The organism is Stenotrophomonas sp. 71799_Sma (assembly GCF_056482505.1).
Window position 1 is genome coordinate 852189 of sequence record NZ_CM151202.1, and the last position, 14565, is coordinate 866753.

The 14565-nt window shown below is 66.6% G+C and carries 12 protein-coding genes and 1 tRNA gene; 10 read left to right on the plus strand and 3 right to left on the minus strand.

Annotation, left to right across the window (positions count from 1 at the left end):
- Positions 1 to 2 precede the first annotated feature (2 nt).
- Together prfA and hemA are read right to left on the minus strand one after the other, a co-directional pair.
- A complete protein-coding gene (gene prfA / locus ACZK4Z_RS03845; RefSeq protein ID WP_010481754.1) occupies positions 3 to 1085 on the minus strand; it encodes a peptide chain release factor 1 in 1083 nt (360 codons plus the stop codon).
- Positions 1063 to 2346, minus strand: coding sequence for a glutamyl-tRNA reductase (gene hemA, locus ACZK4Z_RS03850; RefSeq protein ID WP_010481752.1), 1284 nt, complete (start codon positions 2344 to 2346; stop codon positions 1063 to 1065). Before hemA ends, prfA begins: the two co-directional genes overlap by 23 nt.
- A 63-nt stretch (positions 2347 to 2409) precedes the next feature.
- Between hemA and ACZK4Z_RS03855 the strand changes: the two genes are divergently transcribed.
- The 9 genes from ACZK4Z_RS03855 to ychF all read left to right on the plus strand — a co-directional run bounded on the left by ACZK4Z_RS03855 (position 2410) and on the right by ychF (position 9972).
- The gene (locus ACZK4Z_RS03855) at positions 2410 to 4095 is read left to right on the plus strand and encodes a tetratricopeptide repeat protein (RefSeq protein WP_180838369.1); all 1686 of its coding nucleotides are present in this window, start codon (positions 2410 to 2412) and stop codon (positions 4093 to 4095) included.
- Entirely contained in the window at positions 4092 to 4751 is a 660-nt protein-coding gene (lolB, locus tag ACZK4Z_RS03860; protein ID WP_478451189.1) for a lipoprotein insertase outer membrane protein LolB, read from the plus strand. The genes ACZK4Z_RS03855 and lolB overlap by 4 nt, the downstream gene beginning before the upstream one ends.
- The gene (gene ispE / locus ACZK4Z_RS03865; protein WP_125895167.1) at positions 4748 to 5617 is read left to right on the plus strand and encodes a 4-(cytidine 5'-diphospho)-2-C-methyl-D-erythritol kinase; all 870 of its coding nucleotides are present in this window, start codon (positions 4748 to 4750) and stop codon (positions 5615 to 5617) included. Before lolB ends, ispE begins: the two co-directional genes overlap by 4 nt.
- 11 nt (positions 5618 to 5628) lie before the next feature.
- Positions 5629 to 5705, plus strand: a tRNA-Gln gene (locus tag ACZK4Z_RS03870).
- Between the two features lie 139 nt (positions 5706 to 5844).
- Positions 5845 to 6804: a ribose-phosphate diphosphokinase gene (locus ACZK4Z_RS03875; protein ID WP_005415400.1), complete on the plus strand. Its 960-nt coding sequence runs from the start codon at positions 5845 to 5847 to the stop codon at positions 6802 to 6804.
- Positions 6805 to 6914: 110 nt separating this feature from the next.
- On the plus strand, positions 6915 to 7532 hold the full coding sequence (locus ACZK4Z_RS03880; protein ID WP_014036085.1) for a 50S ribosomal protein L25/general stress protein Ctc: 618 nt from the start codon (positions 6915 to 6917) through the stop codon (positions 7530 to 7532).
- A 48-nt stretch (positions 7533 to 7580) separates the two neighbouring features.
- Positions 7581 to 8159 carry an aminoacyl-tRNA hydrolase gene (gene pth / locus ACZK4Z_RS03885; protein ID WP_125895169.1) on the plus strand — a complete coding sequence of 193 codons (579 nt, stop codon included), beginning with the start codon at positions 7581 to 7583 and terminating at the stop codon, positions 8157 to 8159.
- 41 nt (positions 8160 to 8200) lie between these two features.
- On the plus strand, positions 8201 to 8782 hold the full coding sequence (locus ACZK4Z_RS03890; protein ID WP_232528226.1) for a DMP19 family protein: 582 nt from the start codon (positions 8201 to 8203) through the stop codon (positions 8780 to 8782).
- Positions 8783 to 8880: 98 nt separating this feature from the next.
- Positions 8881 to 9972: a redox-regulated ATPase YchF gene (gene ychF, locus ACZK4Z_RS03895; RefSeq protein ID WP_049462700.1), complete on the plus strand. Its 1092-nt coding sequence runs from the start codon at positions 8881 to 8883 to the stop codon at positions 9970 to 9972.
- Positions 9973 to 10575: 603 nt separating this feature from the next.
- On the opposite strand, the gene ACZK4Z_RS03900 is transcribed toward ychF, so the two are convergent.
- Positions 10576 to 13314: a TonB-dependent receptor plug domain-containing protein gene (locus tag ACZK4Z_RS03900; RefSeq protein ID WP_121504928.1), complete on the minus strand. Its 2739-nt coding sequence runs from the start codon at positions 13312 to 13314 to the stop codon at positions 10576 to 10578.
- 170 nt (positions 13315 to 13484) lie between these two features.
- Here ACZK4Z_RS03900 and ACZK4Z_RS03905 point away from each other — a divergent pair, with 170 nt between their 5' ends.
- A complete protein-coding gene (locus ACZK4Z_RS03905; protein ID WP_125895171.1) occupies positions 13485 to 14504 on the plus strand; it encodes a cyanophycinase in 1020 nt (339 codons plus the stop codon).
- The last annotated feature ends 61 nt before the right edge of the window (positions 14505 to 14565 follow it).

The window sequence follows — 14565 nt, forward strand, 5'->3', positions numbered from 1 at the left end:
ACTCAGCCCGCCGACAACTGGGCCAGGGCGTCGACCTGGTGCTCGTGGCTGAGCCGCTGCAGCAGCGGGTCGAGGTCGCCGGCCAGCACGTTGGGCAGGTCGTACAGGGTCAGGCCTTCCACGCGATGGTCGGTGATCCGGCCCTGCGGGAAGTTGTAGGTGCGGATGCGCTGGCTGCGGTCACCGCTGCCCACCTGCAGGCGCCGCGACTCGGCCTGCGCGGCGTCCTGGCGCTGGCGCTCGGCATCGAGCAGCTGTGCCTTCAGGCGCTTCATCGCCTTGTCGCGGTTGGCGTGCTGGCTGCGCTCGGTCTGGCATTCCACCACCACGCCGGTCGGCACGTGGGTGATGCGGATGGCCGATTCGGTCTTGTTGACGTGCTGGCCGCCGGCACCGGACGAACGGAACGTATCCACCTTCAGGTCGGCCGGGTTGATGACGATGTCATCGACCTCATCGGCCTCGGGAATGATCGCCACGGTGGCCGCCGAGGTATGGATGCGGCCCTGCGATTCGGTGGCCGGCACGCGCTGCACGCGGTGCGTGCCCGATTCGAACTTCAGGCGCGAGAACGCGCCACGCCCGACCACGCGCGCCACCACTTCCTTGTAGCCGCCATGCTCGCCCGGGCTGTCCGATTCGATCTCGACCTTCCAGCCCTGGCGCTCGGCGTAGCGGGCGTACATGCGGAACAGGTCGCCGGCAAAGATCGCGGCCTCGTCGCCGCCGGTACCGGCGCGCACTTCCAGGAACAGGTTGCCTTCGTCACGCGGGTCGCGCGGCACCAGCAGCAGCGCCAGCTCCTGCTCCAGTTCCTGCAGGCGCGCCTGTGCAGCAGCGATTTCCTCATCGGCCAGCTCGCGCAGGTCCGGGTCGGCGCGCATGCCTTCGGCGGCGGCCAGATCGGCCTTGGCACGGGCTTCATCGGCCAGGGCGATGGCGATCGGTTCAAGTTGGGCGAATTCGCGCGAAAGGTCGCGGAAACGAGTGTTGTCGGCGACCACATCGGGTTCGGCGAGCAGGCGTTCCAGTTCTTCGCGGCGCTCGGCCAGCGCTTCCAGCTTACGGCGCAGGGTCGGCGTCATCGGGTCTCACGGGTGGGTGGCGGTAACCCGGCGTGGCCGGGAACAGGCGCTCGGCGGCGCGGGTCAGGTCGGCATCGCCACTCAGCGCGGCCGCACGCAGGGCGGCGGTCGGCGGATGCAGCAGGCGGTTGGTCAGGCCGTGGGCAAGCAGCTCCAGCACTTCGTCGGCCGGCTTGCCGTTGGCCAGTTGCTGGCGTGCGCGCTCCAGCAGCTCGGCACGGGTGGCTTCGCCGAACGCGCGCAGCTGCCGCAGCGGCGCCTGATGGGCGCTGGCCTGCTGGGTCTCGACGAAGCGCGACACCTGCAGGTCGATGATCGCCTCGGCTTCGGCGGCGGCCTCGCGGCGGCCACGGCGGTTGTCTTCCACCGCGCGTTCGAGATCGTCTACGGTGTAGAGGAAGGCATCGTTGAGCGTGCCGACCTCGGCCTCGATGTCGCGCGGTACGGCCAGGTCGAACAGCAGCATCGGCTTGTGCCGGCGCGCGCGCAGGGCCTTGGCCACCATTTCGCGATGGATCACCGGTTCGCGCGCAGCGGTGGCCGAGAACACCACGTCGGCCTCACCCAGGTGGCGGTCCAGTTCGGTCAGCGGCAGCGCCACGCCACCATGTCGGCTGGCCAGTTCCTGCGCGTGGGCGAGGGTGCGGTTGGCGATCAGCAGCCGGCGTACCTTGCCTTCGCTCAGGTGCCGTGCAGCCAGTTCGATGGTCTCGCCGGCACCGACCAGCAGTACGGTGGAATCGTCCAGCCGCGCGAACGCGTTCTGCGCCAGGCGCACCGCCGCCGACGCCACCGATACCGGGTTGGCGCCGACCTGGGTATCGGTGCGCGCACGCTTGGCCACCGAGAAGGTCTGCTGGAACAGGCGGTCCAGGCGTTGGCCGAGCAGGCCATGGTCGCGCGCGGTCGACCAGGCATCCTTCACCTGGCCGAGGATCTGCGGTTCACCCAGCACCATCGAGTCCAGCCCGGTGGCGACCCGGAACAGGTGGCGCACGGCCTCGGCGTCGGCGTGCTGGTACAGGTAGCCCTGCAGGTCGCCGGCCTGGGTGTGCAGCCACTGGTCCAGCGCCTGTGCCGAATCGGCCACGGCGTACAGCTCGGTGCGGTTGCAGGTGGACAGCAGCACCGCCTCGGCGATCTGCGGGGTATCGCGCAGCGAACCGAGCGCGCGCGGCAACGCCTCACCGGCGAAGGCCGCGCGTTCGCGCAGCTCCACCGGTGCGGTCTGGTGATTCAGTCCGAGCACCCACAGGGTCATTGTTCAGTTGCTTGCGATAAGCTGCTGGCCATTGGACGACATTTTAAGGCCCCGATGCCGACGATGCCCGCATTGATTCGCATCCCCAGTGTTCTGCTGCTGTCCCTGGCCTGCAGCCAGGCCCTGGCAGCGGTGCCGGCCAAGGCCCCCGTGCGGGCCGCGGCCACTGAGCAACTGGCGCTGGAACCGGTGATGGCCGGGGAATTTGCCCTGCAGGCCGGCAAGCTGGCCGAGGCCGCGCGCTGGTACCTGCAGGCGGCCCAGCAGACCGACGGCGACGCCGGCCTGGCCGAGCGCGCGACCCGCATTTCCATGCTCGCCAACGATGATGCCAGCGCCGCCAAGGGCCTGGCCCTGTGGCAGCAGCGCGCCCCGCGTTCGTTGACCATGCGCAGTGCGGCCGGTGCGCTGGCCATGCGCCAGGGCGATGTGAAGGCTGCCCGCACCGAACTGCAGGGCCTGCTGGCCGACCCCGACGAGCGCGGCTGGAAGTTCGCCCTGGCCGCACTGATCGGTGGCGGCCGTGATCCAGCGGTGCCCGCGCAGGTGCTGGGTGAGCTGGTCGACGCCAATGCCATTCCGCCGAAGATCGAAGCCTGGCAGGAGTTTGGCCGCCTTGCCCTGCGCATGGAAAAGCCCGAGCTGGCCCGGCGCATGATCGATGAAGTGGTCAAGCGCTTCCCGGAAGAGCCACGTGTGGCGCTGCTGCGTGCCAGCCAGCTGCAACAGGCGGGCGAGACCGGCAAGGCGTTGTCGCTGCTGCACGATGTGGAGCCGAAGACCCGCCAGGACCCGGAACTGCGCAATGCGGTGGCCATTGCCTATGACAGTCTCGGCCAGCCGTCCGCCGCCGAGCGCGTGCTGGCGTTCGGCCCGCAGGACGTGCAGACCTGGGGCATGCGGGCCTCGCTGCTGGCCAAGCAGGGCGACAAGGCCGCGCTGTCCAATCTCTACAACGAACTGTCGCGGCAGGCGGCCAAGCCGGACCCGGCGCAGCGCCTGCTGCTGGGCAAGATCGCCGAGTACCTGAAGCGTTATCCCGAGGCGGTGCAGTGGTACCACAGCGTGCCCGGTGGCGATGAGCTGAGCGAGGCGCGCCTGCGCGCGGCCAATGCCCAGGCCCTGGCCGGGCGTCTGCCGCTGGCGCTGGACGAAGTGCATGCGATCCAGTCCGATGCGGTGGTCGACGACGACGTGCGCCGCGACGCCTACCTGCTGGAAGCCGAACTGCGCCAGCGCGCCGACGACAGCGCCGGTGAACTGGATGCGCTGGCCCGCGGCCTGGCCGCTTACCCGGATGACAACGGCCTGCTGTACGCCCGAGCGCTCACCTGGGAACGCCGCGACGACATCCCGCGCGCCGAGGCCGATCTGCGCAAGATCCTGGTGACGGAGCCGGAGAACGTGCCGGCTTTGAACGCGCTGGGTTACACCCTGGCCGATCGCACCGGCCGCCTGCAGGAAGCACTGGAGCTGATCGACCGCGCCCGCGTGGCCGAACCGGACAACGCCGCCATCGTCGACAGCTACGGCTGGGTGCTGTATCGCCTGGGCCGCAAGGAAGAGGCTCTGGTGCAGCTGCGCCGGGCCTGGACCCTGGCCAAGGACCCGGAGATCGCTTCGCACGTTGGCGAAGTGCTGTGGGTGCTGGGCAAGCACGATGAGGCCCGTCATTTCTTCGAGGAAGCGGCCAAGCTCGACCCTGAAAACCGCGCGCTGCTGCGCGCCCGCGAGAAATTCAATCCATGAGTGTTTTCCTGATCCGGCCGCTGCTGTTGGCGGCCGCGACCCTGGCGGTCAGCGCCTGCACCAGCGTGGGCACGCAGAAGACCCCGGCGCCGGCGGTGGTCGAGATCGTTTCGGCCGAAGCGGCGCAGGCCGAGGCCGCACGCGTGGCCGCGCTGCAGGCACAGCCGGACTGGGCCTTCCAGGGCCGGGTCGCGGTCAGCAAGGGCAAGGATGGCGGCAGTGGCCGCATCGACTGGAAGCAGGACGGCCGCCGCTACGTGGTCGAATTGAGCGCGCCGGTGACCCGGCAGAGCTGGAAGCTGACCGGCGATACCCATTCCGAAGCTGGGCGCCTGGAAGGGCTGGCCGGCGGTCCGCGCGATGGCGAGGATGCCCAGCAGCTGCTGCTGGAGGCGACCGGCTGGGACATTCCGGTCAACCAGCTGCCGGAGTGGATCCTTGGCCTGGTGGCCGGCGACGCCGCTGGCCCGGAGAAGGTCGAGCGCGATGGTGAAGGCCGGCCGCGTCGCATGCAGCAGATGGGCTGGCAGGTGCAGTACCTGGACTGGTACCCGGCCGAGGCCGGGCGCCCGGCGTTGCCGCGCCGGATCGAAGCCAGCAATGGCGACGCCAAGGTACGCCTGCTGGTGGACCAGTGGGGGCAGGGCGCGCCATGAGCGGGGCAGTCGACGACGCGGGCTGGTCCTGGTGGCCGGCCCCGGCCAAGCTGAACCTGTTCCTGCATATCACCGGCCGCCGCGCCGACGGTTACCACGAGCTGCAGACCGTGTTCCGGCTGCTGGACTGGGGCGACCGCATCGGCCTGCGCCTGCGTGAAGACGGCCAGGTGCGCCGGCAGGGCGAGGGGCTGGCTGGCGTGGCCGAGGCCGATGATCTGGCGGTGCGTGCCGCGCGATTGCTCAAAGAAGTGGCAAATGTCGCGCAAGGTGCGGACATCGTCGTTGAAAAGCATGTATCTGCCGGTGGCGGCTTCGGCGGCGGTTCGTCCGATGCCGCCACCGTGCTGGTGGTGCTGAACCGCCTGTGGCGGGCCGGTCTGGACGAGGACGCGCTTGCCGCGCTGGGCCTGCGCCTGGGTGCGGACGTGCCGGTGTTCGTGCGCGGGCGCAATGCCTGGGCCGAAGGGGTGGGCGAGCGCCTGCAGCCGATCGTGCTGGAACCGGCCTGGTATGTGGTGGTTGAACCGGGCGTTCATGTTCCCACCCCGGCCCTGTTCGCAGACCCGGATTTGACGCGCGACAGCCCAGTGGCGAAAATAGAGGACTTCGCTTCCGGAACCCTGGTCGGGAACGCGTTCGAACCGGTGCTGCGCCGCCGTGAGCCTGCCGTCGAGGCAGCGTTCGCAGCGTTGAGCGACATCGGCACGGCGCGGCTGACCGGTTCGGGAAGTGGTTGTTTCGTCGAGTTCGCATCGCAGTCTGCCGCAGAGCAGGGACGGTCGAAGTTGCCGAAGGAGTTGCGGGCAAGGGTGGCAGCGGGCGTTGCGCGTTCGCCACTGCTGGATGCACTCGAGCAACACTGATTTATCAATGCAGGGGCGTCGCCAAGAGGCCCAAGGCACCAGGTTTTGATCCTGGCATTCGTAGGTTCGAATCCTACCGCCCCTGCCAATAGCGGCTGTGTCCGCGCCTTCCAGCGCATCGCCTGCGCGGGACGTGGAAACAACCGCGGTGTTGTCAGCAGCAAGGGTCCATCGGGTCCTTGCCGACTCCGGATCCCCGCCACTCGTCCCCGCCCGAGACAATCATGATGCAAGAGTCCCCGAACCTGCTGGTCTTTTCCGGCAACGCCAACAAACGTCTGGCGCAGAACATCTGCAAGGAACTGGGGGTTCGCCCGGGCAAGGCGTTGGTCTCGCACTTCTCCGATGGTGAAGTGCAGGTGGAAATCGAAGAGAACGTCCGCAAGCAGGACGTGTTCGTGATCCAGCCGACCTGCGCGCCGAGCGCGGAAAACCTGATGGAACTGCTGGTGCTGATCGACGCGCTCAAGCGCGCATCGGTGGCCAGCGTGACCGCCGTGGTGCCGTACTTCGGCTACTCGCGCCAGGATCGCCGCATGCGTTCCTCGCGCGTGCCGATCACCGCCAAGCTGGCGGCGAAGATGTTCAGCACCGCTGGCGCTGATCGCGTGCTGACCGTCGACCTGCACGCCGACCAGATCCAGGGCTTCTTCGATATTCCGGTGGACAACGTGTATGCGTCCCCGCTGCTGCTGGCCGACATCTGGCGCGCCTACGGCACCGAGAACCTGATCGTTGTGTCGCCGGACGTGGGCGGCGTGGTCCGCGCCCGTGCGGTGGCCAAGCGCCTGGATGACGCCGACCTGGCGATCATCGACAAGCGCCGCCCGCGCGCCAACGTCTCCACCGTGATGAACATCATCGGTGACGTCGAAGGCAAGACCTGCGTGATGGTCGATGACATCGTCGACACCGCCGGCACCCTGTGCGCCGCTGCCGCTGCCCTGAAGGCGCGCGGTGCGCTCAAGGTCGCCGCCTACTGCACCCACGCGGTGCTGTCGGGCCCGGCGGTGGACAACATCACCAATTCCCAGCTCGACGAGCTGGTGGTGACCGACACCATCCCGCTGAAGGACGCGGCGCGGGTGTGCAGCAAGATCCGCCAGCTGAGCGTGGCGGAAATGCTGGCCGAAACGATGCGCCGCATCGCCTTCGGCGAGTCGGTCAGCTCGCTGTACGTCGACTGAGTTTTTCGTCCCTGCCGGCAACGGCGGGGACATACCCCGGGTGCTTCTGGTCGCGGAAGCATCTTCAACCGCCACGCCGCAAGGCAAGGCAACAACCTGAGTAGTCGAAAATGTCGAAGACCCATGAAATCAAGGTCACCAAGCGTGAACTGCAGCGTAAGGGTGCGAGCCGCCGCCTGCGTCACGCTGGTGTGATCCCGGCCATCGTGTACGGCGGCAACGCCGAGCCGGTCGCCATCAGCCTGGACCACAACGAAATCTGGCTGGCCCAGCAGAACGAGTGGTTCTATGCCTCGATCCTGGACCTGAACCTGGACGGCCAGGTGCAGAAGGTCCTGCTGCGTGACATGCAGCGCCACCCGTACAAGCAGCTGATCATGCACCTGGACTTCCAGCGCGTGAACGAGAACGAAGCCCTGACCGCTTCGGTCCCGCTGCACTTCATCAACGAAGACACCTCGCCGGCCGGCAAGGCTGCCGACGTCGTGGTCACCCACGAACTGAAGGAAGTGACCATCACCTGCCTGCCGAAGGACCTGCCGGAGTCGATCGAAGTCGACCTGGGCGAGCTGAAGGCCGGTGACGTGGTGTACCTGTCCAACATCAAGCTGCCGAAGGGCGTGGAAATCCCGGCCCTGGCGCTGGGCAAGGACCACGACGACGCCATCGTCACCGCCAAGGCCGGCAAGGCCGACGCGGCTGACGAAGAAGCGGCTGCCGCCGAGTAATACCGCTACGGTGCCTGCCTCCGGGCAGGCACCGTATTGGAAGGAACCATGGCAGGACTGCGACTGATCGTCGGTCTGGGCAACCCCGGATCGGAACACGCCCGGACCCGGCACAATGCCGGGTTTCATTTCGTTGAGGCCCTGGCGGAAAAAGCCGGTGCACGATGGAATGTGGACAGCAAGCTGTTCGGTGAGACCGCCAAGGTCGAGATCGCCGGGCAGACGGTGTGGCTGCTCAAGCCCGCCACCTTCATGAACCTCAGCGGCAAGTCGGTCACCGCCGCACAGCGGTTCTGGAAGATCGAACCGGAAGAAACGCTGCTCGCACACGACGAACTTGACCTGGCGCCCGGCGTGGCGCGGCTGAAGTTCGACGGTGGCCACGGTGGCCAGAACGGCCTGCGCGACACCATCCGCCTGCTCGGCCACGGCAAGTTCCATCGCCTGCGCGTGGGCATCGGCCACCCCGGCCACAAGGACCGCGTGGTGGGTTGGGTGCTTGGGCGCCCGTCGAAGGACGACGACGTGCTGATCGCGCGCGCCATCGATGATGCGATCGACGTGCTGCCGCTGGCGGTGCAGGGCGATTTCAGCGAAGCGATGAAGCGGCTGCACACTCCGCGCTGACCATGACCGACCCGCGTACTCCCTGCACCGTGTGTGGCGCCATGATCCTGCTGGCGACGGCGGCCCGGAACAATGGGCTCTGCATGCCGTGCCGGAATGGAACGCGGCAAAGCATGGAAATGGCGAGAACGCGGGATCGGGAGATTCGCGAAGAGCGGAAGCGCTTCGGAGAATCCGCAGAGGGGCGGCATTGGCATTGGTTGATCGAACAGGTCCACGGGAACGGTTGTGGATTTGCCGGATTGTCAGTGCAGGATCAGCGTTACTTTGCGATCAACGCGCTCATCAATGATGTCTATCGTGGAGGGCTTGATGCCTATTTCCTCAATTCTGCTGGCGCCTACATTGCTGAAGCGCTTGCAGGGCTTGGGGAGATGCAGCAGCTTGGCGTGCGAGACATCGTGCTCGCTGCCCAGCAGCTACTGTTTGGCAATGAGGCCATGGAAGATCATCATGCGCAAAGACGCCTGCAGATCTATCGTGCTGACGGGTGGCTCGACGATGAAGTCGAAACAGCACTTGATGCGCTGGATGGGCGATTCTATGCACTGGTCGACGAGGGCCAGCTTGAAGAACTGCTGAAAGCGTACGCAGAACGTCACAGGTTGTACGCCGCGTTCTAGCGCGGGCTACTGGAAGGACGATTGGGGATTGAAGGCATGCCCGCAGGCGAGCCTTGAATCCCGAATCATCCACTTACACTCAAACCCGGATTCAACCCATGGGTATCAAATGCGGCATCGTCGGCCTGCCCAACGTCGGCAAGTCGACCCTGTTCAATGCGCTGACCAAGGCGGGTATCGCCGCGGCGAACTTCCCGTTCTGCACCATCGAACCGAACGTCGGCATCGTGCCGGTGCCGGATCCGCGCCTGAACGAGCTGGCAGCGATCATCAACCCGCAGAAGGTCATCCCGACCGCGGTCGAATTCGTCGACATTGCCGGCCTGGTTGCCGGTGCCGCCAGCGGTGAAGGCCTGGGCAACAAGTTCCTGGCGCACATCCGTGAAGTCGATGCGATCACCCACGTGGTGCGCTGCTTCGAGAACGCCGACGTCATCCACGTCAACAACAAGGTCGACCCGATCTCGGACATCGAAACCATCGATACCGAGCTGGCGCTGGCCGACCTGGACAGCGTCGAGAAGGCGCTGAACCGCGCCGAGCGTGCGGCCAAGGGTGGTGACAAGGACGCCGCGGCGCGCAAGCCGGTGCTGGCCAAGCTGCAGGCGGCGCTGTCCGACGGCAAGTCCGGCCGTTCGGTGGGCCTGGACGAGGAAGAGAAGGCGCTGGTGCGCGATCTGTTCCTGCTGACCCTGAAGCCGGTGATGTACATTGCCAACGTGCTGGAAGACGGTTTCGACAACAACCCGCACCTGGAAGCCGTGCGTGCGCATGCTGCCGCCGAAGGCGCGCAGGTGGTGCCGGTGTCGGCCGCGATCGAAGAGGAGCTGTCCCAGCTCGATGACGAAGACCGCGATACCTTCCTGGCCGATCTGGGCCTGAGCGAGCCGGGCCTGAACCGCGTGATCAACGCGGCCTACAGCCTGCTCGGCCTGCAGACCTACTTCACCGCCGGCGTGAAGGAAGTCCGTGCGTGGACCGTGCGCAAGGGCGCCACCGCCCCGCAGGCCGCCGCGGTCATCCACACCGACTTCGAGAAGGGCTTCATCCGCGCTGAAACCATCGCGTATGACGACTTCATCAAGTACAAGGGCGAAGCCGGTGCCAAGGAAGCCGGTCGCCTGCGCCTGGAAGGCAAGGAATACCGCGTGCAGGAAGGCGACATCCTGCACTTCCGCTTCAACGTCTGATCCAGCGGCATCGGATCGACCCAAGACGCCCCGCCTTGTGCGGGGCGTTCGCGTTTCCGGCGTCGGTTGCATGCGTGGACAAAAATTGATCATGCTCTGAAGCGCCTGCGGCACAGGGCTCGCAAGTACTTGTCCACACCAAACCCCCACCGCTTTCCACGCACGGTGTGGAAAACCCTGCGTATCGCTGCAGGGCCGAGCCCATGCTCGGCTGATGCCAGCCGGAGCCGAGCATGGGGTCGGCTCTGCAGGGATTGCCCGGGCAGTGTGGATAAATTTTCGCCATGCTTCGAAACGCTTGCGTGGCAACACTCCCACTTACTTGTCCACACGTAGTTCCCATCGCTTTCCACGGCGCATGTGGAAAACCCGGATTCTGTCTGGACAAAAAATTGCCACCCTTCGAAACCATTGCAATGCGTGGCTCGCAGGGACTTGTCCACACCAAACCCCCATCGCTTTCCACGTGCGGTGTGGAAAACCCAGGGCGGGTGCGCGGCAACGAATGCCCACCAAGGTGGGCATCTACCAGAGCCAGGTTCCCAAACAACAAGGCCCGCCAATGGCGGGCCCTGTCGTCCACGTTCTGCAATGCGGCGTGCCTTACAGCGCGCTGCCACCGAACTTGTGGGTGTACTGCAGGTTGATGGTGCGGCCGACGCTGTCGAACCAGGACACGTCGTAGTACGGATACGCGGTGTACGTGGCGTCCTTCGGCGGCATCTTGTTGAACACGTTGACCACCGACAGCGACAGGCGCGAGTGGTCGTCGAAGCGGTACTGCAGCGACGCGTTGTAGCGGTAGGTTGCCTTGATGTACGGGCTGTCACCGCTGTCCCACTTGAATACCTGGTCGTAGCTGTCCGAGGTCGGCAGCTTGCCCAGGCGCGAACCATAGACCGTGGCCGACCACGCGTCCTTCTCCCAGGTCACGCTCAGGCTGGTCTTGGTACGCGGGATGTCGAAGTTGCTGTTGACCGCGAACTGGTCCTGGATCGGATCACCGGGGTAGCGCTGGAAATCGTGCTTCTTCACCCAGGTGTGGGTGCCGTTGAGGATGAAGTCGCCGATGCCGGTCTGCAGGCGGTAGCGCAGGCCAATGTCAATGCCGGAGGTGGATTCGCGGGCGACGTTGATCGGGGCGACACGCACGCCGTACAGGCGGCCATCACTGGTGCGGGTGATGCGGTCGAGCGCGTCCACGCAGGTCGGCGAGTTGATGTCGGCACTGCCGAGGCGGCAGTTCGCTTCGCTGGCCAGGATCGTGCGCACGTCCATGTCCTGCACCTGCTTGCGCATGTCGATGTCGAACCAGTCCACCGACAGGTCCAGGCCGATCGCCGGCGACCAGACGAAGCCGGCACTCCACGAGGTGCTGGTTTCCGGGTCGAGCTGGCGGTTGCCGGTGCGGCTGCGGATCAGGTTGTGCTCGTAGTCGGAACAGTCGGCGGCATCGTCGGCGCGGCAGCTGTACAGGTCCACTGCGCTGGTCTCGTCGTTGCCCGGGCCGGCGAACACGTAGTGGAGGTCCGGCGCACGGAACGCGGTGCCGTACGAACCACGCACCAGCAGGGTGTCGATCGGGCGCCATTCCAGGCCACCGCTCCAGGTCGCCTTGCCGATGGTGTGGCCGGAATAGCGGTACTGGTCGTAGCGGCCGGCCACGCTCAGGTTGACCGTCTCGTGCAGCGGCATGCGCAGCTCCGCAGCGGTCGCCCAGCGGTTGCGCGAGCCCTTGCCGTCCGAATCCTTCCAGCTGTAGTAGTAGTACTGGGTCGCCAGCGGATCGGGGTTCAGCGAGTACGCCTGCTGGCCCACTTCCACGGTCGCGGCGAAGCCGGCATCACCGCCCGGCAGGCCGAACAGCGCGGAATTGGTCAGCGTGAACGCAGCCGTCTCGGTGCGCGACTTCGGGGTGTAGGTGGTGCGCGCCGCGATCGAATCGTACTCGGCGCGGGTCAGCGGCCGGTACAGGCGCGACGGGTCGGCGTTGTAGATCGGGAAGCCGTCGTCGTCCACGCCCAGCTGCGGGCCCAGGAACAGGTCATTGGCTTTGGCGGCGATGATCTGTGCCCAGCTGATCCGCGACTGGTACTGCGAATGGCTCAGGGCCGCTTCGTAGTCCCAGTTGCCGGCCAGGTTGCCCTTGAAGCCGGTGGTCACGCTGAAGGTCTTCTGCGTGCTGCGCACCATTGCATTGCGCAGGCCACCCATCTCCTCGGGCGAGAACTGGCGCTGCCAGAACTCGATCTCGCCGGTGGCCTGGTTGTTGAAATAGCCCGACTCATCGCCGTTGGCGTCCATGCGGCCCCACTTGGTGACGTCGCGCATCAGCGACATCGTGTGGTAGCCCAGCTGCACATCGGCGAACCACTGCTGGCCGTTGTCGAAGTCGTAGCTCAGCGAGGCGTAGCCATTGGCGCCGCGGCGCTTGCTGAGGATGGTGCCGTAGCCGATCGAGCTGTCGCTGCCGCAGTAGTAACCGTAGCGCGGGCGGTAGGCGCGGTAGGTGCTGCCCTGGTTCTGCCCGGCCAGCGCTTCGCAGGTGGCCGCGCCCGGATCCAGGTAGTCGTCGTTGTAGTCCGTGCGCAGGTAAGCGCGGCGTGCGATGCGTGAGCCCTCGGTGGGGCCGTCCTGGGTCGAATCCTGGATGTCGCGCTCGTACGCCCACAGCGGGGTCTGCGACTGCAGTTCAACGCTGTATACGGCGTTGAAGTTGCCACGGCTGAAGCCACTGGCCAGGCTCATGTCGAACGACTCGCCACCGCCTTCGCTGGTGGTGCCCATGCGCATGTCGACGGTGGTGCCGTCGGCCTTCTTCTTCAGGATGAAGTTGACCACGCCGGCGATCGCGTCCGAACCGTAGATGGCCGAGGCACTGCCGGTCAGCACTTCGATGCGCTCGATCATGCCCAGCGGGATGTTGGAGACATCGGTGAAGTTGCTGCGGCCCTTGAACGGCATCGGGAAGTCGGCGATGCGGCGGCCATTGACCAGCACCAGCGTGTGATTCGGGCCCAGCCCGCGCAGGTCCACCTGCTGGGCGCCCGGCGAGAAGTCGGCGCCGCTGGACGACTGCTGGCTCTGCGTCTCACCGCCGTTCTGGGTCATCGAGCGCAGCACGTCGGGCACGCTGGTGAAGCCGCTGGAGCGGATCTGCTCGGCGCTGATCACCGTGATCGGGGCGGGGCCTTCCACCTGGGCGCGCGGAATGCGCGAACCGGTGACCTGCACCGCATCCAGTTGTTGAACCGAAGAGGAGGCCGGTGCCTGGGCCGCCGCGGAAGCAGCCACGCCCATCAACGCCAGCTGGATCGACCACGCCATCGCCTTTCTACGCATGAGGAATTCTCGGAAATGAAGCCGGCCCGCAGAGGAGGGGCCCTATCCCCCATTCAGATTTCCGGAATGGGCGCGCGCATTTAACGCCTTTTTTATGCCCTTGACTACTGGGCCCCTATCTGGCAAAGAGTGAAAACGCTTGCAAGTCGATTTTGTTCAGGGAGATCAAGATGCGACGCCTCCATTGCACCCTGCGTGCCCCCTTCGCCTGGCTGGCGCTGCTGGTGTTGGCCGTGCCGTTGGCCGCCCCTGCGCAGGACCTGCAGGGCCCGGGCTTCGCCTACTACGAAGCCGGGGATCTCGACGCACCCCGGCCCGGCCCGCGCGCGCCGGCCATGATGCTGATGGGCGGTGGCGAATGGGTGCCGGAGGCCTTTCACTGGTGGCTGAAGCAGGCCGGTAACGGCCGCGTGCTGATCCTGCGCGCTTCTGGCAGTGATGAGCTGCAGGACCGCCTGTATCGCGAGATTGGCGGGACCACCGCAGTGCAGACGCTGGTCTTCGACAGCCGCCGCGGCGCCGACGATCCGGCCGTGCTGCGCGTGGCGGCTGCGGCCGATGCCATCTTCATTGCCGGTGGTGACCAGTCGCGCTACATCCGCTTCTGGAAGGGCACCGCGCTCAACCGCGCGCTCAATGCCCATGTGCGCGCCGGCAAGCCGATTGCCGGTACCAGCGCCGGGCTGGCCATCCTCGGTGGCTATGCCTACGGCGCGATGGACGGCGGCAGCATCACCTCCGCCGGTGCGCTGGCCGACCCGATGGGCAGTGCGGTGACCATGGACAGTGGCTTCCTGCAGATGCCCTACCTGCAGCGCGTGGTCACCGACACCCACTTCGACAAGCGCGATCGGCTCGGCCGCCTGATCGTGTTCGTGGCGCGCGCCGCGCAGGACAGTGGCGACCCCGACATCGTCGGCATCGGCGTCGACGAGGACACCGCCCTGTGCGTGGAGCCCGATGGCCAGGCACAGGTCTACAGCGCCGACGGCGAAGGCAAGGTCTGGGTGGTCAGCCCCGGCCGCGATGCCGACCGTCTGGTCGAGGGCGAGCCGCTGCGCTTCCACGCGGTGCCGGTAACGGTGGTCGCCAGCGGCAGCCGCATGCGCCTGGATGACTTCCAGGCCGACGCCGACTACCAGGCCGTGGCCGACGTCAGCGACGGCGAGATTGAGTTCACGCTTCGGTAGTGCCGGTCGCTGGCCGGCAACTCGCCTTCCCTGATGCGCCCCTTGCCGGCCAGCGGCCGGC

Excerpts from the sequence above, each read along its gene's own strand:
- ACZK4Z_RS03855 (WP_180838369.1), top strand. The coding sequence starts at position 2,410 with ATGCCCGCATTGATTCGCATCCCCAGTGTTCTGCTGCTGTCCCTGGCC.
- ispE (WP_125895167.1), top strand. The coding sequence starts at position 4,748 with ATGAGCGGGGCAGTCGACGACGCGGGCTGGTCCTGGTGGCCGGCCCCG.
- ychF (WP_049462700.1), top strand. The coding sequence starts at position 8,881 with ATGGGTATCAAATGCGGCATCGTCGGCCTGCCCAACGTCGGCAAGTCG.
- ACZK4Z_RS03890 (WP_232528226.1), top strand. The coding sequence starts at position 8,201 with ATGATCCTGCTGGCGACGGCGGCCCGGAACAATGGGCTCTGCATGCCG.
- ACZK4Z_RS03905 (WP_125895171.1), top strand. The coding sequence starts at position 13,485 with ATGCGACGCCTCCATTGCACCCTGCGTGCCCCCTTCGCCTGGCTGGCG.
- prfA (WP_010481754.1), bottom strand. The coding sequence starts at position 1,085 with ATGACGCCGACCCTGCGCCGTAAGCTGGAAGCGCTGGCCGAGCGCCGC.
- ACZK4Z_RS03880 (WP_014036085.1), top strand. The coding sequence starts at position 6,915 with ATGTCGAAGACCCATGAAATCAAGGTCACCAAGCGTGAACTGCAGCGT.
- lolB (WP_478451189.1), top strand. The coding sequence starts at position 4,092 with ATGAGTGTTTTCCTGATCCGGCCGCTGCTGTTGGCGGCCGCGACCCTG.
- ACZK4Z_RS03900 (WP_121504928.1), bottom strand. The coding sequence starts at position 13,314 with ATGCGTAGAAAGGCGATGGCGTGGTCGATCCAGCTGGCGTTGATGGGC.
- pth (WP_125895169.1), top strand. The coding sequence starts at position 7,581 with ATGGCAGGACTGCGACTGATCGTCGGTCTGGGCAACCCCGGATCGGAA.
- ACZK4Z_RS03875 (WP_005415400.1), top strand. The coding sequence starts at position 5,845 with ATGCAAGAGTCCCCGAACCTGCTGGTCTTTTCCGGCAACGCCAACAAA.
- hemA (WP_010481752.1), bottom strand. The coding sequence starts at position 2,346 with ATGACCCTGTGGGTGCTCGGACTGAATCACCAGACCGCACCGGTGGAG.